Raw genomic sequence first — 19075 nt, 5'->3', positions numbered from 1 at the left:
TAGGCCGGCGAGCAAATGGTGAGGGTGGCACGGTGCGCGTCGCGTCTGTGCAGGCCAAAGATACGTGGATCTTCGTCGGCCGCGTTTGACGGCAACGGTCCGCGAGCGACTGCGCGAGCGGGTCGGCCCGTGGACGAGGCACGGTCACGCACAGGGTGGAAGGCCCCTGAGGCTCGCGGTGCAGGGGTACAGGTCGCCCACCCGCCGCCGCGCCGAGCGTGACGGCCAGGCAGCACGTGGCCCTCGCGAATGGGGACGGCGACGGCTACGCCGTGATCATGTTCACACCATTCTCTTCACGAGCTCGACCACGAGGGCGACGTAGCGTTCAGCCGCGGCTGCTCAGCGTGTCCCTGGCATGTTCGAGTCGTAGCGCGCCACTTCGGCCGCCTTCCGAAACCGGCGTGACGATGTCCGACAACCACGAGGACACGCTTGGCGCGTGGGTGCCGTGGCCGCCAGTGGCCACTCGGTGGGGCTTGAGGGCACACTGCTCGGGATCGCAGTGTCGTGCGTGTGTACAGCGAACCGATCAACCAGTGGCAGAAAATCGGGATTATCGGGGGGTTGGGTCCGCTCGCCTGCGCAAATTTCTATGTGCGGCTTGTTGAGATGACCGAGGCGGCGAGCGACCAACAGCACCCGGAAGTCCTGCTGCTCTCGAGCCCCTTCATACCCAGCCGCCTGGACCACCTTTTGGCTGACGGGCCGTCTCCGGTGGCGCAACTCAAAGACGTGGCCCGCAGACTCCAAGAGGCCGGGGCCCAACTGATCGCCATGCCCTCGGTCACCACACAGGCCTACTACGACGAAGTGGCCGCCGCAGTGGACGTCCCTGTCGTGGACATGCTTCAGGCAGTGGCAACCGGGCTGCGCGACGCAGAAGTTAGGCGCCCCGCACTGGCCATCACCAGTGGCGCTCTGAAACTCGGCCACCTGCACAGGACGCTCGTAGGCGCGAACATTACGCCCGTCTACCCTGACGGCGAGACACAGCTCAAAATCCAGGAATGCGTTGAACTGGTCAAGTCCGGTCGCGTCGCGGAAGCATCGGCCCAATTGCACAAGGCGATCGAAGCACCCTGGACCGCGTCGGGTGACAGTGTCCTCATCGGATGCACGGACCTGTCCCCGCTGTTCTCTGAACTCCCCGCCAATGTGCACGACGTGACACGCATTCTGGCCCGGGCCGTGCTGGAACAGGCGGCTTTGCGTTGACCGGTGCGGCTCTTCCCCTCTCACCGTAGAGCCGACGGGAGTTGCCGCGCACCACAAGCGCTCATGCCGGGGCCCCGACTGCTGGCGGTGGCCGGCGACACCTGCTTCAGCAAGTGCCTCGGAGAGGCGGGCATGTCGGTCCGGCGGATGACGTCGCCACGTGTGGAGTCTGCTGCATCTGGGGCCGGGCGGCTTTCCGTGGCTGACGGCAGCTGGCAAGCGGCTGTGTGGCTGGATCGTCATCGACCTCGACGCCACTGTCATCACCGCAAGGTACGCACCAACAAGGCCATGGGACTGGACAACTTGCCCTCCGCATCGTGGGAGGTGAATCGCGGATGGATGCTCGCCGCGAACCTCGCTGCCGATCTCGACGCGTGGGGGCGGCTGTTGGCCTTGCACGACATCGACGGCCTGACCCATGCCGAGCCGGACACCATGCGCTTCCGCCTCTGCCACCCGCCCGCCCGCATCGCCTGCGCGCCCGCCGCCGCTTCCCGTGGATCGAGCGGACCTGGCCCTGGGCGACGGCGTTCACCACCTGCTGGCGCCGGCCGACGGCCCTGCCAGCCGTCACCTGACGGCCAGACCACCATCCCGACAAGACCAGGCAAGGAGCGGACCCGCACGGCCTCCGGGCGCCGTGGAACCCGGGCGCAGCCGTAGCGACACGCGGAGGCCCCGCCCGCGATCACGCGGAACAAACAGGGCGAACCGACGGCACGGTCATGCCCTCACGACCGCTGAAGAGTCGACGTCAGGGCTGGCACATTCGTGTCAGGACCCGTGTGCGCCAGGGGCAGGGGTTGTTCCCCGCTCCGTGCGCAACAAGAATCGAGGTCCCCACAGTCATGCGCCACGAGGAGAACAGATGTCTTCTGCTTCTCGTGCAAGAGTTGAAAAAGAACGTCATGAAACACGTGTCACACAGTCAGAAGGCTCCCCATGTCGCCCGCGTACGGCGCCGGATCCTTTCCCTGGCCATCGCGGCGGCGCTGGCCGCCCCCTTCCTGTCGATCGTCGAGCCTTCCTGGGCCACGGAAAGTCGATCCCTCGCCACCGGCAGCACCGCGACCTCGGAGGTTGCGCCCGGCGACCTCATATGGGGTTAGCCGAGATCTGATTGCGATTCAAAGGAGTGGTCCAGAAGATGGACAAGGGCAAGTTGGCAGTCATCGTCGGAGGACCCACCCCCGAGCGCCGAGGTTCGATCGTGTCGGGTGACACCGCCACCCCCGCGCTGCGAGAATCGGGTTGGGACGCAGAAATCGTCGATTTGGAGGCGCCGGACTTCCTCCAGCGGGTGACCAATGCCAACGCGGCCTTCATCGCCTCACATGGCTGGTACGCCGAGGACGGAAAGCTCCAGGGGCTGCTGGATGTCCTGCAGTTGCCGTACCAGGGATCCGGTGTCTATGCCTCGTCATGCGCGATGTTCAAGCCGGCCGCGAACAAGGTCGTGCAGGCCGCAGGCGTACCGGTCCCCGCATGGACAGAGGTGGACTTCACCACCGACGCGGCCGTAGAGGCCAAGCGCATAGCGACGGAACTCGCCTTCCCCCTCTTCTGGAAGCCCTCGTCCGGCGGGGGCAGTCTGGGGTCGGCAATCGTCAACGACATCCCAGAACTCGAGTCACGGATCACGGCGGCCCAACAGGATGCATCGAACACGTCCTGTCTTGTGAGCCACCTCGTGGTAGGCACGGACATCTCCGTCGGCATCCTGGAGATGTCCGGCGAGCTCCGGGTGCTGCCCGTCCTGGCGACGACGTTCGACGGCGGTTTCTACGACTATGAAATCAAGCACAACTCCGACCTGCGTCAGCACTCCTGTCCGGCTGACATTCCTGCAGCTCTCCAGGATCGCCTGGCCGAACTGGCCCTGACGGCGTTCAAGGCGCTCAAGTGCCATGGCGTCGGCCGCGTCGACTTCATGCTGGACGAGCAGGGGGAACCTTGGTTTCTGGAGCTGAACACCCTCCCGGGGCTCTCCCGGCAGGGCAATCTTGCCACCATGGCGGCGGCCGGGGGCATCTCGTACAACGCCCTCATCGAGCACATCATGGCAACGGCCTTCACCAAGCCGGGTTACCAACCTTAGTTACATATCCAGAAAGAGATATCAGAACCGTGAGCAAGTCGCCGGACAGCGTCCTGTCCTGTACTGACGTCAACGGGGATCTCCTTCCCGAAGGCGTTCTACGCTATGCCTTCCACCAACTGCTGGGCAACAACGGCTACGTGCACGTGGTGAATGTGCCGAAAACCTTCGATCACGTGGCGTTCCTCAAGGAGCTGGGCGACTTTCAGCCCACTCCGACCGGCACGGTCGTCGGTGACCTGAAGCCGGAAGCCGACATGGACGACACCTATCACGCCCAGAATCGCAAGTCGCTCGTGCCGCACACCGAAGGGTACGAGTACCGCGGTACTCCGCCCCGGTATCTCGCGCTGTGGTGCATCACGCCGGCCTCCGGAGAGGGCGGTGAGACCACCATGCTCGACGGTCACCAGCTCCTCGACGAACTCACCGAGGACGAGCGGCAGCACCTGCTCGCCACGACGTACGAGTGGAAGTCCACCGACGGCCTGGCGCGGCGCGGCGTGGACTACCGGACCGAGCATCCTGTCCTGGAGCAGCGCAGGACCGGGCTGGTGTTCCGTTTCTCGTACAACAACCTGATCCTGCCCGAGGGTGACGAAGTCGCCGCGCGCCTTCTGGAACGCGGCAAGGAGATCTACGACGAGCATCACGTCGCCGTCCGCTACGAGGAGCGGGATCTGATCGTCTGGGACAACTGGCGCATGCTTCACTCGCGAAACGCGTTCGAAGACCCCGCGAGGCATCTCAAGCGGGTCCAGATCGCCGCACCGATCGAGGCGTAGTCCACCGCGCCGAAGGAAAGAGGACCCTTGTTCCGCATCGCGGTACTGGACGACTACCAGGGCCTCGGAGCGGCCCTGAGCTGCTGGCAGGCCATGCCCCCCGAGGCGGAGGTGACGTTCTTCGGTGACCACGTCGCCGACGAGGCGGCGGTCGCCGAACGCCTCCGGCCGTTCGACGCCGTCATCGCCATGAGAGAGCGCACGCCGTTCCCCGGCTCGCTGCTGCGGCGCCTGCTCCGGCTGCGGCTCTTGGTGACGACCGGTATGGCGAACGCAGCCATCGATATGGCGGAGGCACGGTTGCTCGGTATCACCGTGTGCGGCACACGTATGCCTCCGTACGCGGCGGCGGAGCTCACCTGGGCGCTCCTCCTGGAGCTCGCCAAGCGCGTCGGTGCCGAGCAAGCCGCACTGCGTGACGGTGACTGGCAACGCGGCTTGGGCCGCGACCTCGACGGAGCGACACTGGGCGTGATCGGGCTGGGCCGGCTCGGGCAGCGCGTCGCGTCCGTGGGGGCGGCGTTCGGAATGAAGGTTCTCGCCTGGAGCCAGAACCTCGATCCCGAGCATGCCCAGCGCCTCGGGGTCGAGCCCGTTACCAAGGTGGACCTCCTGCGGCGCTCGGACTTCGTCACCCTCCACCTGCGGCTGGGCGACCGGAGCAGGGGCGTTGTCGGCGAGCCCGAACTGCGGCTCATGAAGCCGACGGCATATCTCGTCAACACGGCCCGATCTGCGCTCGTCGTCCAGGAGGCTCTGCTGACCGCCCTGCACGAAGGCTGGATCGCCGGAGCGGCCCTGGACGTGCACGACACGGAGCCCATCCCGCCTTCGCATCCACTCCTGCGCGCACCCAATACCGTGCTGACGCCACATGTCGGGTATTGCACCCAAGGCGTGTTCGAGGTGTTCTACGCCGATGCCGTGCACTGCGTCGAGGCGTTCCTTCGGGACGCCCCCGTGCGTGTGCTGTGACCGGATCCCCGGGGCGACGCCGGTCGCGACCGGCGCACCGAATTCCTCGGTCCGACATACTCGGCGTTCAGTCGCCGAACAACCATCCAGGCAGGGCATCATTGACTTCAGACATGGCACCGTTGCCGCGGCTCACACCTGCCGCTCCACTGACCCCGGGCATGACCGTCGGTGTGGTCGCTCCAGCGGGACCCGTGAACGAGGAACGCCTGAAGCACGGTTGTGCGGTACTGCGCTCCATGGGACTGGACGTCCGGCTCGGCCAGTATGTGCTCGGGCGCGGCGAGCACGGCCATCTTGCCGCGCGTGACCGCGACCGGGCAGCGGATCTCCGCGACGCCTGGTGCGATCCGAACATCGACGCGGTTTTCTGTGCGCTCGGAGGGTACGGTTCCTCCCGGATCCTGGGCCTCATGGACTGGGCGGAACTCAGGCGCGCCACCGGGCCTGGCCCGGCAAAGCCGCTGATCGGCTCCAGCGACATCACTGCCCTCCACCAGGCGTTCGCCACGCATCTTGGCGTTCAGACCTTCTACGGTCCCACCGTGGCCGGTCCGGTGCTGGGTACCGCGGAGCCTGATGAGGAATCGTTGCGAGGGTTGCGGTCCGCCCTCTTCGGCCCGTTGGACGAGGTCTCTCTCTCAGGTGGCCACGGTCTCGTGCCCGGTGTCGCCGAAGGCGTGACCGTCGGAGGCAATCTGGCGATGCTCTGCAGCACCGCGGGCACGCGGGAGTTCCGGCCCGCTGCAGACGGCATCGCGGTCCTCGAAGACGTCGGCGAGGCCCCCTACAGGATCGACAGGATGCTCACACAACTGCTCGCCGTCGGTTGGTTCGACGGAGTGAGGGGCGTGGCCTGTGGATCATGGGAACGGTGCGGTAACCCCGAACGCGTGCTGAGCGTCGTGGCCGAGCGTCTGAGGCCCCTTGGTGTTCCGATCGTCGTGGACCTGCCCTTCGGACACGGTCCGGTTCAGTTGACCGTTCCCCTGGGAGCTCATGCCGTCCTTGACGCCGGATCCGGAACGCTTGGTTTCCTCGGCGGCACAGGGGCGACAGTCTGAGGGCGCGATTCGTACGGGCTTGCGCGAAGTCTGAGAGACCTTCCCGGCCAACTCCATGCCGGCTCCGCTGTGCTGCTCCCGCAGGCCAAGTCCTGGGCGGGCCTTCTCACTCGCCCGGCCGAAACACAGCCGCACGCCGCCAGCCGCCGACGGATTCACGGCGATGGTGCTTGAACTCCGCTGCGGCTTAAAGACGTTGCTGATTCCGACCTGCTGCACGGTCGGATCGCTGTTCCCGCAGCAGAGACGTCAACCGAGTCGGTGCGGCCGCGCTTGCGTCGCATCTGATCGCTTTGGGGTGGAAATGATCAACTCGCTCGACATGCAGGAAATCGCCCAACGCGCAGTCTGTCCTCCCGGACAGCACCAGGACCTCCGGAAGAAGCTGGACGACTACGGGTTCGTCGTCCTCCAGCCGGACAGAGCCGGCGACCACAGCCTCGACGACATCATGTCGGAGCTGGGCGAACCGGTTGAGTACGGCTTCGGTACCAAGCTTGACCTCCAGCCGAAGGAGGGCTCCGACAACCTGCAGTTCACCAGCCGCGGGATGCCGCTGCACACCGACGGCCTCTTCAACGCCGGACCGGCGGTCAGGTACATCGGCATGCATTGCGTGACGGCGCCCGAAGCCGGTGGCGAGACACTGATCGCGAGCAATGCCGCGTTCTTCGCCCAGGCGCCGGCCGATCTGCTCGAGGTCATGCGCGGCATCACCATCGAGTACCGCAACCGGATCTCCGGCTACTACCGAAACCGGCCCGAGGGGGAGCACCCCAGGGTGGCCCCGATCCAGGATGATCCGGTCACCGGCAAGATGCGGCTGGTCATCGGCCTCACCGACCCCGACGACCCGATGCGCACCCATGACGCGACGGTCGTGGGCCGCACGGCCGAAGAGAGCGCCGAGCTGCTGGACAGGATCAAGGCGGTGCTGCACCAACCGAGCGTGCTCTACGCCCACAAGTGGCAGGTCGGGGAGGTGATCGTCCAGGACAACCACCAGGTCGTCCATGGTCGTGCCGCCTTCCCGAACCAGCCGCGCAAGCTGGTCCGGCTGTCGGTCGCGTGAGGGGGACGGCCCGATGAACAGGTATCCCTCGCTGCTCCTGGACGTACACAACCAGGGCACCGGCCTCCTGACACAGCTCGACGGCGCCGGTGAGCCCGGTGACATCGGGCGGCTCGTGGTGGAGGAGTTCGGCCGCGAGTGGCCGCTGCCCTCCGGTGGCCCGGACGACTGCAACACGATCGAGTGGACCGGTGACCGCGTCACGGTCCGCACCAGCCGGCAGAACCTCACGCTCCTGCGCTACTGGCAGCAGCCGGGCACGGGCCGCGTCCTGATCGGAACTGACCTGGCCCAGTTGACCGCACGAGCCATCGCGTGCGTGGGCGCGGAATCCGATCGCGTGGCGCAGATCCGCGCCATCCGCGCCTCGATCCGCACGATCGGCGGCGGTCGTACCGTCGTCTTCTCCCGCTCCGCGGACGGCGACTCGACGGATGTCACCGAGACCGTGTCGAAGGGCTGGAAGGCCTCTCCCATGGCCGGCGAGAGCGCCGTCGAGGCCGGAGCCCGGCAGATCGAGGTGCTGCGTCGGGAAATCATCGCCTCCGGCACGCCGCGGCCCGTGACCGTCGTCGTCTCCGGCGGAGTGGACTCCGGGCTCGTCGCCGCGCTGGCGAAGCAGGCCGGAATCCTCGATCACCTCGCCACACTGGGCACCCCGTGGGGTGACGAATACGCCGCGGCCGACGAGCTCGGCTCCCACCTGGGCATGACGGTCCGTCGCATCGCGCTCTCCGAGGAGGACATCCTCCGGGCGATCCCGGAAACCGTCCGGATGCTCGGCGTTCCCAACCGGGAGATGGTCGCCGGAGGAGTGAACCTCGTCGCGGTCTACCGGAACGGCCGGATTCCCGCCGGCACCATCCTGACCGGCATCGGCGCCGACTACATCAACTCCGGGCTCCGGGTCGAGGCGGGCACGGTGCCCGATCTGCAGCGCGCCGTCGCCCAGTGCCTGGCCGACGGGGCCTTGGGCGGCGAGTGGACCGGTGCCGGGGCCGCAGCGTACGGCTACGCCCTGCGCCACATGTACTGGAACACGCCCGTCATCCAAGCCGCCCTGGACACGGCCCCCGAGGTCATGCGCCATCGGGACCGGGAGAAGGGGCACATGCGGGCTGCGGCGGAGGCGCTCCTCCCGCCGGAGATCGCGTGGCGGCCGAAGCAGGCCATGCACCACGGCAGCGGTGTCCAGCGCAATCTTGACGGCGCCGTCGCCCGTCTGATCGGCCTGGAGACCGTCGACGTGGAGCGATTCTACGAACACGTCGCCACTGCACAGGCCGGTGCGCTGGTCGAGTCCCCGCTTGAGCCGATCGACTCGGACAAGTGCCTGGAGGCGGCGATAGCCGCCTACATCCGTGAGTACCACTGAGAACAGGGGAAAGTCGTGGCATTGATCGACATCGAGGACGTCGACGGAATTCGGATCCTGACCCTGGCCCACGAGAAGCCGACGAATCCGTTCGGCAAGCGGATGGCCGAGGCGTTCATGTCCGCTCTGCGCGAAGCGGACCGCGACGACACGGTGGGCGCGATCGTCGTCAACGGCGGCCGTGACCGGAGCTTCTGCGCGGGAGGGGACTTCAACGAGGTCATGCTGCTGGCGACGGACGACTCGGTCGACGAGCTCATCGACTGGATCACCGACCTCTACGTATCGGTCCTGGACACAAGCAAGCCGACAATCGCGGCGATCGACCGCCACGCCATCGGCCTGGGCTTCCAGTTGGCCATGATGTTCGACTGGAAGATCATGTCCACCCGGGCGAACCTGGTCATGCCGGAGCTGGAGCACGGCATCGGGGCCTCCATGGGGGCCGCCATCCTCTCCACCATCAGCAGTTACGACATCGCCCGCCATGTCATCATGTCCTGCCGCCCGATCGGCGCCGACACCGCACTTCGCTGGGGCATGGCGGACGAGGCCTGTGAGCCGGAGTTCCTGCTCGACCGGGCGATGCAGCGGGCGCAGCGGATGGCGCGCTACCCCGAGATCGCGTTCTCGGCCACCAAGCACGTGCTCACCGACCGGCTGCGGGTGACCCTGGAGCAGACCCGCGAGGATTCGAAGGCCGTGCACCGCAGGACCTTCGCGGCGAAGGCGATGCACAGCCACTTCAACAACATCCTGGGCAGGACCGGCGAAAAGGTGGCGAGCACCACCTCATGACGCTGTATCAGGAACTGTGTAGCGTCGCCCAGCGTCTGCCCGACTCGACGGCCGTGGTGTCCTACGACGGCACCACGGTCTCCTACGGCCGGCTCGTCGAGACCACCGACGCCATCGCCGAGCAGCTCGATGCCACCCTGCTCGGCTCCGTCGTCGGCCTGGCGCTGGACGATCCCGTCAGCTTCGTCTCCGCCTACTTCGCCGCCGCCAAGCTGCAACTGGTCATCGTGCTCCTGGACAGCAGGGCGACCCCCGAGGAGACGGCGCGTCTCTCGGCCAAGTTCGACCTGGACATGGTGCTGCGCGACGGCTCCGGCGGCATCGGCTCCATCGTGTTGGAGCCGACCGCACGAGGCATCGAGGGCGTCCGCGAGAGGTCCGGTCACGCTGCGAGGGCGCCTCACGAGTACCTGCTCACGGACTTCGTCGTGCACTGCACCTCGGGCTCGACCGGTGAGCCGAAGGGAATCGTGATGAGCCAGGCGGCCGTCATGGAGCGGGTGAGCTCCTGGGCGGGCAAGGTCGGCCTGGCGCCCTCGGACGTGGTGCTGTGCGCGCTGCCGCTTTGGCACGGCCACGGAATTGACGTGCTGGCACTGCCCAGCCTGCTGAGCGGGGCGAAGCTCGTTTTCACCCGCGGCTCGCATCTGACGGGCCGTGGCCTGGCACGCGCCATCGCCGATCACGCGGTGACCTTCGTCAGCGGCCTTCCGGTGATGTACCAGATGCTCGTCGCGGCCGACCGGGTCGACCCTTCGATGCTCGGCTCCCTGCGGTTCGCCCTCACCGGAAGCGCCCCCATCGCCGCCGACACCCAGGCGCGCTTCGGCGAGCGGTTCGGCTTGCCGCTGCGCCAGGGCTACGGGCTGGGCGAGATCGGCATCATCACGTACGACGCCGACAACGCGGGACCGGGCACGATCGGGCTGCCGCTCCCGGGGATCGAGTGGACGCTGGAGCCGGTCGACGCATTCGACGGCGAGGAACAGATCTGCGAACTCCTGGTACGCGGACCGGCCCTGGCCCGCGGGTACTACCGGGACCCGGCGGCGGAGTCGGCGATGTTCGTGGACGGCTGGCTGCGCACCCAGGACCTCGTCGTCGCACGGCCGGAGGGCTGGTTCATCCGGGGGCGCAAGTCCACGTTCATCAACGTCACGGGCAACAAGGTCGCGCCGATCGAGGTCGAGACGGTACTGCGCAAGTGCGACGGCGTCATCGACTGCGCGGTCGTCGGGCTGCCTGACGGGGAGGGCGGCGAACAGGTCGCCGCGCTGGTCATGACCGAGCCCGGGTGCGATCCGAAGTCGATCCGCCGGCAGGTCGGTTCGCACCTGCTCCCGTACCAGCTGCCTCAGACGTACCGGTTCGCTGCCGCGCTGCCGCGGACCCCGGTCGGAAAGATCGACTACGAGGCGGTCAAGCGCATCGTCCAGGACGAGGAAGCACTCGCGATATGACTCCCGCGGAAGGCATCGGCCTTCGATGCCCGGTCGCCCCGAGCGAGCGGTCGGCGCGGACCGCCGTGGAGTGGTGCGGCCGGTCGATGACGTACGCGCAGTTGGAGGCGGCGGTCGCCACCCTGGCCGAGCGGCTCGCCGCGGCCGACGTGGCCCGCGCGAGCGTCATGGTCATGGGCCCGCTGTCGCCCGCGTACTTGGTCGGGCTGCTGGCCGTGTGGCGCGCCGGCGCGGTCCCCGTGCCGGTGGACGCCGGACTGACCGCGCAGCAGTACGCCTGGCTCGAACACCGCACCTGCCCTGCCGCGGTGATCAGTCACGATGTCACCCCGGCCGACCAGTACCGGGGGGCGACCCGAGGCGTGACCGAGATCGTCGTCGAATCCGGCACCGGCGCGATCCTCCTCGAATCCGCCCCGCACACCGAGTCGCGGGCGCGGAGGTTCCAGGACCCGGACGCCGGCTATGTGATCCCCACGTCCGGCTCGACCGGGGAGCCGAAGGCCGTCGTCGGCAGCCGTCGCGGCCTGGACCTCTTCCTCGACTGGTTCCGCGACGAGTTCGGGCTCGCCGAGTCGGACCGGTGCGCCGCCGTCACCCGGGTGAACTTCGACCCCTCGCTGCGGGAACTGCTCGGCGTGCTCGGCGCGGGCGGTGTGCTGTCGCTGCCGCCCGTCGATGCGCAGCTCGACCTGCCGGCGCTGGCCGACCACCTGGTCGACAGCGACCCGACGACGGCGTTCCTCGTTCCGTCCATTGCGACCCGGCTGGCCGAGGAACCGCGGCTCGCGGCAGCCGGACTGCAGGGCCTGCGGCTGATCTTCTTCGCCGGCGAGGTCCTCGGCCGGCGGGTGGTGGATCAGTGGGCCGCCATCGCACCCAACGCCGAGATCGTCAACCTGTACGGCCAGACCGAGGCGACGCTCGCGCAGTTGTACCGGCGCGATGTCCAGCGACTCGACCACGGTGACGCGCAGTCGATACCCGTCGGGGTGCCGCGCCCCGGCGTCGAGGTGGCCTTCCGTGACCTCGACGACACCGGAGTCGGCGAGGTGCTCCTCACCTCGCAGGCACCGGCGCTCGGCATTCTGTGCGCCGGTACCGGTGACCAGCACCGGACGGCTCCGTTCCCCGTCCCCCTGCCGACCGGCGATCTCGGCCGCCGGACCGACGACGGCGCCCTGCTGATCGTCGGCCGGAGCGGCAACGACATCAAGTTCGGCGGCCGGCGGGTCTCCTTCCAGCCCCTGATCGACGACGTCGAGGCATTGCCCGAGGTACGACAGTGCGTGGTCGTCGATCACGGGGGTCCACAGCTCTTCGTCGCCACCGCGCCGGGTGAGGCTCCCGCCGAGGAGCCGCTGCGCACCACGATCCATGGCCTCGGCCGCAGTCGGCGGCTGCCGCGGTTCACCCTGCACCTGCGGGCGGACCTGCCGATGCTGCGCAGCGGCAAGGTGGACCGGCGGGCCCTGCTGGCGTCCCTGGACCGGCTCACCGTCCCGCCGTCCGAGGACCCCACCCCCGCCGGTGCCGCCGGTCACGAGGTCGAGCGGCACCTGCACGCCCTGCTGGGCATCGACGAGGATGCCTTCGGCCTGGTCGACGCCGGCATCTCGTCGCTGGAGATGCTCGCGGCGATGTCCAGTGTCAACCGTGTCTACGGGGTGCGGCTGACCGTGGCGGAGGCCTTCCGCCTGCGCGACGTGCCGGCCCTGGCCCGCGAGATCGACCGCAGGCGCTGCCCGGCCGGCTCCGACGCCGCGGAGACCTGCCGCCCGCCCGCGCCGACGGCGCCGCACCGCTATCCGCTGTCCTCCCGTCAGCTGGCGTACATGTGGATCTGCATGTCGGGCGGCAACGCGAACTGGTGCAACATCTCCCGGGAGATTCCCATCGCGCGGCGGTTGTCCGAGACAGCGCTCACCGAGGCGCTCCGGCCGCTGCTCGCACGGCACGACGCGCTGGGGCTGGCGCTCACCGCCGACTGGCAGGAACAGACCTGGACCGCGCCGGCGGAGCTGTCCTGTGCGGTCCGTGTCGTGGACATCGACGTCGAGACGGACTCGCCGGCCTTCCGCGAGGGGGTGCAGGCCGTTCGTACCGCGCTGGTGTCCGAGCTGATCGACCCCGAGGCCGCGCCGCCGATCCGGGCCGCGCTCGTCCGGGGGACCACCGGCAGTTCGGTCCTCCTAGTGGCGCATCACCTGTTCGTGGACGGGCTGGGCCTGGACGCGCTGGCCGGCGAGCTGCGGGCCCTGCTGTCCGGCCGGGGCCCGGACCCCGTCGCGGACCAGGACCACGGCGGATACCGGGCGTTCTGCCTCGCGACGGCGAGGAAGCCGGAGCCGGGCCCGGCGGCCGCGTACTGGCGGGGCCTGCTGGACGGTGTCACCCAGGTCGAACTGCCCGAAGCCACCGGACCCGACGGGGCGCAGGGCGAGCTGCTCTCGCTGCCCCTGGGCACCCTGTGCACACGCCAGGTCCACATGATCGCCCAGGAGTTGGGCGTCTCCGCGTTCACCGTCGTCCTGGCCGGCTTCGAGCAGGCGGTCGCCGCCGCCTTCGGGCTCGACCGTCCGTCCGTCATCGTGATGAGCCAGAACCGCGGCGAGACCGATGCCGCCGTCGTCGGAAACTTCACCACGAGCCTGATAGTCCGCGGACCGGGCGCACCGTCCCTGCGGAACAGCGTCGGCGCCATGGCGCGTCAGCTGGCCGACGGCACTCAGTACGGCGACTGGGAGTTCGACCAGCGTGTCGCCGATCTGGGGCTGGGCGACACGGACCGCTTTCCGCTGTCCACTGTCCTGTGCAACCAGCGGCCGATGCCGCGGGATCTGCGTGCGCGCGACCTCGGGGCCTGGAGCCCGAGGTCACTCGGCCGTGCGCTGCGCTACCAACTGCAGGGGGAGCTTCAGATGTCCGGGCCCGAGATGGTCATGACCTACTACTACCGCAAGGGAATCTCCGGCGCCGATGTGATCGGGCGCGTGCACCGCGGGCTGCTGCGGGCGATCCGCACGGGCTGGGAGGCGACCCATGACTGAAGACGTCGACACGATCGACGTGCCGGCCTCGCGGGCACCGGAAGCGCCGGACCACGTGCTCGGACCGCTCCAGCGCGCCTACCTGGTCGGCGACCAGGACGGGCTCGAACTGCGCAGTCCGGCCCGGTACTACGTCGCCTGCGAGCTGCGGGTGTCCGCCGTGGACGCCGTCCAACGGCGCCTGGACCGTCTGGTACGGGAGAACCCGATCCTGCGCATGCGCGTCGGAAACGACCTGACCCGGACGCCGGTCGCCGAGAACGCCGTCGTCCCGGTCACCGTACTGGACGCGACGGAGGCCACCTTCGACACTCTCGACAGCGGTGTGCGCGACGAGTTCCGCTCGGACGCGCTCGAATTCGACACCTGGCCGCAGCTGCGGGTCACCGTGGTGCGCTCGGCACGGCGGGCGCGCATCCACCTCGTCTACACGCTGTGGCTGATGGACGCCGCGTCACTCGCGCGGTTCCTGGAAGGGCTGGTCCGCGACGCCGACGGCGTGGCAGCCGACCCCGAGCCGGCCTCGCCGACCGGTCGGCGGAAGGAGCGCGACGAACGGTACTGGCGCGAGGTGGCGCCGACGCTGCCGGAGACCGCCGAGGTACCGCTGCGGCCCGACTGGCGGCACGCGGGCCGGGCCGTGGCGCACCGGATGCTGCACCTCGACCGGCCCACGGCGGAGGCGATCACCCGGCAGGCCAACCGGCACGGCCTGACCGTGCCGATGGTCTTCCTCACGGTGTACGGGGCGCTCCTCGGCGCCGTCGGCGGCGGCCGGCCACACACCCTCACCCTCGTTCTCTCGCAGCAGGACCCGCACGCCGGCAACAGGCAGCTCGGCAACCACGGCACCCCCCTCCCGGTGGCGATGCCGGCGGCCGAGGGGCGCGACTTCGTCTCGCTCGCGCGGGAGGTGCAGGGCCGCGTCCTGGAACACTCGCTGCACTCCTCGCTCAGCGGCCCCGAGATCGTCCGCCTGGCCGACCCGACTGCCGACCGGCGCCGGCTGCTGTACCCGTTCGCTTTCACCGCGACCGAACTCGACACGCCGCGGGAAGCGGCGCTCGGCCTGCGGCGGGACTGGGACACCGTGCAACTGAGAGTGCCGCAGGTCCTGCTGGACCACCAGGTCGGCGTGGACCGTGACGGCACCATCCACCTGGGCTTCGACTGGCGCACCGACGCCTTCGACGAAGGCTTCCTCGACGACTTCATCGAGCAGTACGCCCACGCGGTCGACCGGCTGGCGGCCGACGGGGCCGACTGGACCAGGCCGGGCGGACGCACGCTTCCCGCGGCCGACCGCGTCCGCCCCGCGGAACACGGGGGAACGACGCTGCAGCAGCGGGTGCTGGAGACCGTAGAGCTGATGCCCGACGCGCCGGCGGTCCGGGACGGCGACGGGGAGCTGACCTACGCGGCACTGGCCGACGCGGCCGCCGAGGTCGCGCATCGGCTGGTGACCGCGGGCGCCGTCGTCGGCGACCACGTCGCGATCCATCTGCCGCGCGGCCGTGGCCAGGTCGTGGCGATCCTGGGCGCGCTGCTCGCCGGCTGCGTGTACATTCCGCTGGACTGGGGGCTGCCGCAGGGACGGCTCGACCGGATCACTCGTCAGGCCCGGCTGCGCTTCGCGGTGACCGGGGACGAGCGGAACGTCGCCGACGAGTGGCACCAGCGCGGGGTGCGGACGATCGCCGTGCCGACGACGGCTCCGGGGGAGCGGCGGCTGCCGGACCGCGGCGCGCCCGACGTCGCCTATGTGATCTTCACGTCCGGGTCGACGGGGGAGCCGAAGGGCGTGGTCATCCGCCACGGCGCGGTACTGAACACCATCGACGCGATCAACGACCTGATCAAGCTCGGGCCGTCCGACAGCGTGCTGTCGGTGTCCTCGATCGGCTTCGACCTGTCGGTGTACGACATCTTCGGTCCGCTGCTCGTCGGCGCCGCGGTGGTCATGCTGCCCGAGGACTCCGCGCGCACCCCGTCGGCCTGGACGAGGATCGTCACGGAGCACTCGGTGACGATCTGGAACTCGGCTCCGGCGCTGGCCGCCCTGCTCGCGGAGGAGGGCGGCGCCCTCGCGTCGATCCGCTCCTTCATGCTCAGCGGAGACTGGATCCCGCTGCACCTTCCCGCCGGGCTGGAGCGGTTGTCCGCCGGGGCGGAGGTGATCAGCCTGGGCGGTGCGACCGAGGGCTCGATCTGGTCGATCCACCACCGGATCACGCCGCCCGACTGCACCGGCCGGTCGATCCCGTACGGGAGGCCGCTGGCCGGCCAGGACATCCTGGTGCTGGACGCCCAGCGCAACGTGTGTCCGGACTGGCACATCGGCGAGATCCACATCGCGGGCCACGGAGTCGCCGACGGGTATCTGAACGACCCGGAGCGGACCGCGCAGGCATTCGTCGACGACCCGGAGCACGGCTGGATCTACCGCACCGGCGACCGCGGCCGCCGCGGCCCGGACGGCGTCGTCGAGATACTCGGCCGCATCGACACCCAGGTCAAGGTCAACGGTTACCGGGTCGAGCTGGGCGAGATCGAATCGCTGCTCAACGCCATGGGCCACGTGCGCCGGAGCGCCGCGTGCGTCCCGCAGAACGGTGGCGGTGTCCTCGCCTACGTCACGCTGTCCGCCGACGCCCCCGCCGACTGGCGCGAGCGCAGCATCGCCGCGCTGCGCGACGAACTGCCCTCGTACATGGTCCCCTACGCGCTCGTCGCCCTCGACGAAATCCCGCTGACCGCCAACGGGAAGGTCGACCACCGCCGGTTGCGCACGGCGGCGACGCCGCCCGCTGCGTCGGCAGAGGCAGCCGTGCCGCTCGACCGGGGACCGCACGCCCAGGAGGTGGCGGCCTGCTGGACCGAACTCTTGGGCAGGGCGCCCGGAACGGAGGGGTTCTTCGAGTCCGGCGGCAGTTCCCTCGACGCGATCCGGCTGTTGACGATGTTGCGCAGCAGGTTTGGGTACGACATCGCGTTCGGGCGCTTCCTCTCGAACCCGACGGTGACCGGCCTGGCGCAGTTGTGCAAGGCCGAACGCGGGTCGGCGAGCGAGGCGGTGTGGAGCTTCACCCCGCGCTCGGTGGCCAATCCGCGCGGCAGGGTGATTTTCTTCCCGCCCGTCGGCGGGGGTGTTGCCTGCTACGCCGGTCTGATCCGGAACCTGCCGGGCGACATCGACGTCCACGTGCTCGGCTTCGACCGGCCCTTCGACGCGCCCGGGTCCACGGCCCCCACACTGGCCGTCAAGGCGGACGTCTGCATGCGCCACCTGGAGGGGCAGATCGACGACCCGGGTGTGCCGTGCGTCCTCGTCGGCTGGTCGTTCGGTGGCGCGCTCGCCGCGGAGGCCGCGCGGGCGGCGACGTACCCGATCACCAGGGTCGTCATGCTCGACACCCCCGTGTCGGCGGCGGCGCGCCACTGTGAGGACTCCGACGCGGTGATGGTGTCCGAGTTCGTCCACGACATCCGGCAGGCGGGCGGTGTGGTGGTCTCGGCGCAGGCCGTGAGCAGCGACCCGGCACTGCACCGGAGGTTCGAGGTGTACCGGCAGAACAAGCTGCTGCTGCGCGACTGGCAGCCGAGCCCCGTACGGGTTCCGGTCGTCCAGTTCCGCGCCAGTGAACGGCCGGCCGAACCGGACCCGGACGCCTGGCGGGCATGGGCGCCGACGATGCGCACCGTCGCGCTGACCGGTGGGCATTTCGACGTGTTCGAGGCGGAGAACCTGCGGCACGTAGAGGACGGGATCGAGGGCGGGTGGCAGTGAACGAACCAACGGTGATCAGCGGAATCGTCGATCAGCTACAGCAACAGGGCTACGGGATCGGCCCCGACGAGTACGAAGCGGATCTCATCGGCGCCGGTCTCAACTCGGTCAACATGGTCCGGCTGCTGTCCGTCCTGGAAGAGGAGTTCGACGTCGAATTCGCCGTCGCCCGGCTTTTCCGCGAGCCGGTGACCGTCGCACGCCTCGCCGCGGAGATTCTTTCGCAGCACGCGGTCGGGATGTGATGCTGCCATGAAGACGACCGGATCCTCGTCGCTGGTGGAACAGGCGCCGGACATCGCCGAGTTGGCGAGCCGACGGGCCGAGAAGGCCGAGGCCGCCCGCACGCCGGACCTCGATGTCATCAACGCGCTCGTCGCCGCCGGGGCCGCACGTCACTTCGTGCCGACGTCGCTCGGCGGCTCCGGCGGGACGTTCGCGGAACTGAAGCAGGCAGCCGTTGTCATCGGCGAGCAGTGCCCGGCAACCGCCTGGTGCATGGTGGTGGCCGGACTGATGACCCGCACGGCGAACTACCTGCCGCCGGCGGGACAGAAGCAGCTGTGGGCGGGCGGGCCGGACACTCTCATCGCCGGTGGTGTGACGCCCAGGGGCGTCGCGGCCCCGGTGGAGGGCGGCTGGTTGCTCTCGGGATCCTGGCCGGCGGTGTCCTCGTCGGAGCGGGCCCACTGGATCCTCCTATCCGCCGCCGCGGAGGGGCCCGACGGGTCCGAGCAGCGGGTGTGCCTGGTGCCGCGCGCCGAGGTCCGCATCGATCGGACCTGGGACGATGTCGGGATGCAGGCGACCGGCAGCCACACGGCGGTCGTCGAGCAGGTCTTCGTCCCGGACACGATGACCTTCCCCGCCGGCCTCCTCACCGAGTTGGACGCTCCACAGGCAGGCCCGGACGGCCGCGCGGTGCCGCTGCTGGCTGTGAACGCGTTCCTGTTCTGTCTGCCGATGCTCGGCGCCGCCCACGGCGCACTGCGGTACTGGAAGCAGCTGACCGGGGCGAAACTGCACGGGCGCCCGGGTGCGTACGATCCGGTAGTCGCCCATTACGCGGATGTGTTCGCGCGCAGTTCCAGTGAGATCGACGCGGCCGAACTGCTCCTCGACCGCATCGCGCAGGTCACCGACACCGCGCCGACGGTCACCCGCTCGGACGTGGCGCGCAACCAGCGGGACTGCGCATTCGCAGCCGAGCTGCTGGTCCGCGCGGTTGACCGCCTCATGAGGGCTTCCGGCACCAGCGGACACAGCACCGGCTCGGTCCTGCAGCGGCTGTGGCGCGACATCCACACCGCGGGCTCCCACGCGGCGCTCCAGTTCGGCACGGCCGCTGCCAACTACACCCGGGCGGAACTCACCCGCGGCAGCTGAGCCG

At 69.3% G+C, this 19075-nt stretch carries 14 protein-coding genes; all 14 read left to right on the top strand.

Annotated features, from left to right (window positions below; all coding sequences use genetic code 11):
• Positions 1-516: 516 nt before the first annotated feature.
• Positions 517-1218, top strand: coding sequence for an aspartate/glutamate racemase family protein (locus ACWCQS_RS32955; protein ID WP_451007848.1), 702 nt, complete (start codon positions 517-519; stop codon positions 1216-1218).
• A gap of 851 nt (positions 1219-2069) precedes the next feature.
• Positions 2070-2330, top strand: a complete 261-nt coding sequence (locus tag ACWCQS_RS32950; RefSeq protein WP_451007847.1) for a hypothetical protein — start codon at positions 2070-2072, stop codon at positions 2328-2330.
• A gap of 38 nt (positions 2331-2368) precedes the next feature.
• Positions 2369-3319: a D-alanine--D-alanine ligase family protein gene (locus tag ACWCQS_RS32945; protein WP_451007846.1), complete on the top strand. Its 951-nt coding sequence runs from the start codon at positions 2369-2371 to the stop codon at positions 3317-3319.
• Between the two features lie 29 nt (positions 3320-3348).
• Positions 3349-4104, top strand: a complete 756-nt coding sequence (locus ACWCQS_RS32940; RefSeq protein WP_451007845.1) for a TauD/TfdA family dioxygenase — start codon at positions 3349-3351, stop codon at positions 4102-4104.
• A 93-nt stretch (positions 4105-4197) separates the two neighbouring features.
• Positions 4198-5079 carry a D-2-hydroxyacid dehydrogenase family protein gene (locus tag ACWCQS_RS32935; protein ID WP_451007950.1) on the top strand — a complete coding sequence of 294 codons (882 nt, stop codon included), beginning with the start codon at positions 4198-4200 and terminating at the stop codon, positions 5077-5079.
• A 113-nt stretch (positions 5080-5192) separates the two neighbouring features.
• Positions 5193-6143, top strand: a complete 951-nt coding sequence (locus tag ACWCQS_RS32930) for a S66 peptidase family protein (protein ID WP_451007844.1) — start codon at positions 5193-5195, stop codon at positions 6141-6143.
• Between the two features lie 163 nt (positions 6144-6306).
• Complete coding sequence (locus tag ACWCQS_RS32925; protein ID WP_451007843.1) at positions 6307-7215, top strand: TauD/TfdA dioxygenase family protein; 909 nt, start codon at positions 6307-6309, stop codon at positions 7213-7215.
• 13 nt (positions 7216-7228) lie between these two features.
• Positions 7229-8590, top strand: coding sequence for an asparagine synthase C-terminal domain-containing protein (locus ACWCQS_RS32920; RefSeq protein WP_451007842.1), 1362 nt, complete (start codon positions 7229-7231; stop codon positions 8588-8590).
• A 15-nt stretch (positions 8591-8605) separates the two neighbouring features.
• Positions 8606-9388 carry an enoyl-CoA hydratase/isomerase family protein gene (locus ACWCQS_RS32915; protein WP_451007841.1) on the top strand — a complete coding sequence of 261 codons (783 nt, stop codon included), beginning with the start codon at positions 8606-8608 and terminating at the stop codon, positions 9386-9388.
• On the top strand, positions 9385-10848 hold the full coding sequence (locus tag ACWCQS_RS32910) for a class I adenylate-forming enzyme family protein (RefSeq protein WP_451007840.1): 1464 nt from the start codon (positions 9385-9387) through the stop codon (positions 10846-10848). Before ACWCQS_RS32915 ends, ACWCQS_RS32910 begins: the two co-directional genes overlap by 4 nt.
• Positions 10845-13898 carry an AMP-binding protein gene (locus ACWCQS_RS32905; RefSeq protein WP_451007839.1) on the top strand — a complete coding sequence of 1018 codons (3054 nt, stop codon included), beginning with the start codon at positions 10845-10847 and terminating at the stop codon, positions 13896-13898. Before ACWCQS_RS32910 ends, ACWCQS_RS32905 begins: the two co-directional genes overlap by 4 nt.
• On the top strand, positions 13891-17685 hold the full coding sequence (locus tag ACWCQS_RS32900) for a non-ribosomal peptide synthetase (RefSeq protein ID WP_451007838.1): 3795 nt from the start codon (positions 13891-13893) through the stop codon (positions 17683-17685). The genes ACWCQS_RS32905 and ACWCQS_RS32900 overlap by 8 nt, the downstream gene beginning before the upstream one ends.
• Positions 17682-17930, top strand: coding sequence for an acyl carrier protein (locus ACWCQS_RS32895; RefSeq protein WP_451007837.1), 249 nt, complete (start codon positions 17682-17684; stop codon positions 17928-17930). The genes ACWCQS_RS32900 and ACWCQS_RS32895 overlap by 4 nt, the downstream gene beginning before the upstream one ends.
• 7 nt (positions 17931-17937) lie before the next feature.
• On the top strand, positions 17938-19071 hold the full coding sequence (locus tag ACWCQS_RS32890; RefSeq protein ID WP_451007836.1) for an acyl-CoA dehydrogenase family protein: 1134 nt from the start codon (positions 17938-17940) through the stop codon (positions 19069-19071).
• Positions 19072-19075: the final 4 nt, after the last annotated feature.

It is taken from the genome of Streptomyces sp. NPDC002076 (genome assembly GCF_053593835.1).
This window is presented reverse-complemented; position numbering and strand designations above follow the sequence as displayed.

What these genes read in the sequence shown, in the direction of transcription:
- ACWCQS_RS32950 (WP_451007847.1), top strand. Translation starts at nt 2,070, where the DNA reads ATGCGCCACGAGGAGAACAGATGTCTTCTGCTTCTCGTGCAAGAGTTG.
- ACWCQS_RS32945 (WP_451007846.1), top strand. Translation starts at nt 2,369, where the DNA reads ATGGACAAGGGCAAGTTGGCAGTCATCGTCGGAGGACCCACCCCCGAG.
- ACWCQS_RS32935 (WP_451007950.1), top strand. Translation starts at nt 4,198, where the DNA reads ATGCCCCCCGAGGCGGAGGTGACGTTCTTCGGTGACCACGTCGCCGAC.
- ACWCQS_RS32930 (WP_451007844.1), top strand. Translation starts at nt 5,193, where the DNA reads ATGGCACCGTTGCCGCGGCTCACACCTGCCGCTCCACTGACCCCGGGC.
- ACWCQS_RS32925 (WP_451007843.1), top strand. Translation starts at nt 6,307, where the DNA reads ATGGTGCTTGAACTCCGCTGCGGCTTAAAGACGTTGCTGATTCCGACC.
- ACWCQS_RS32920 (WP_451007842.1), top strand. Translation starts at nt 7,229, where the DNA reads ATGAACAGGTATCCCTCGCTGCTCCTGGACGTACACAACCAGGGCACC.
- ACWCQS_RS32910 (WP_451007840.1), top strand. Translation starts at nt 9,385, where the DNA reads ATGACGCTGTATCAGGAACTGTGTAGCGTCGCCCAGCGTCTGCCCGAC.
- ACWCQS_RS32905 (WP_451007839.1), top strand. Translation starts at nt 10,845, where the DNA reads ATGACTCCCGCGGAAGGCATCGGCCTTCGATGCCCGGTCGCCCCGAGC.
- ACWCQS_RS32900 (WP_451007838.1), top strand. Translation starts at nt 13,891, where the DNA reads ATGACTGAAGACGTCGACACGATCGACGTGCCGGCCTCGCGGGCACCG.
- ACWCQS_RS32890 (WP_451007836.1), top strand. Translation starts at nt 17,938, where the DNA reads ATGAAGACGACCGGATCCTCGTCGCTGGTGGAACAGGCGCCGGACATC.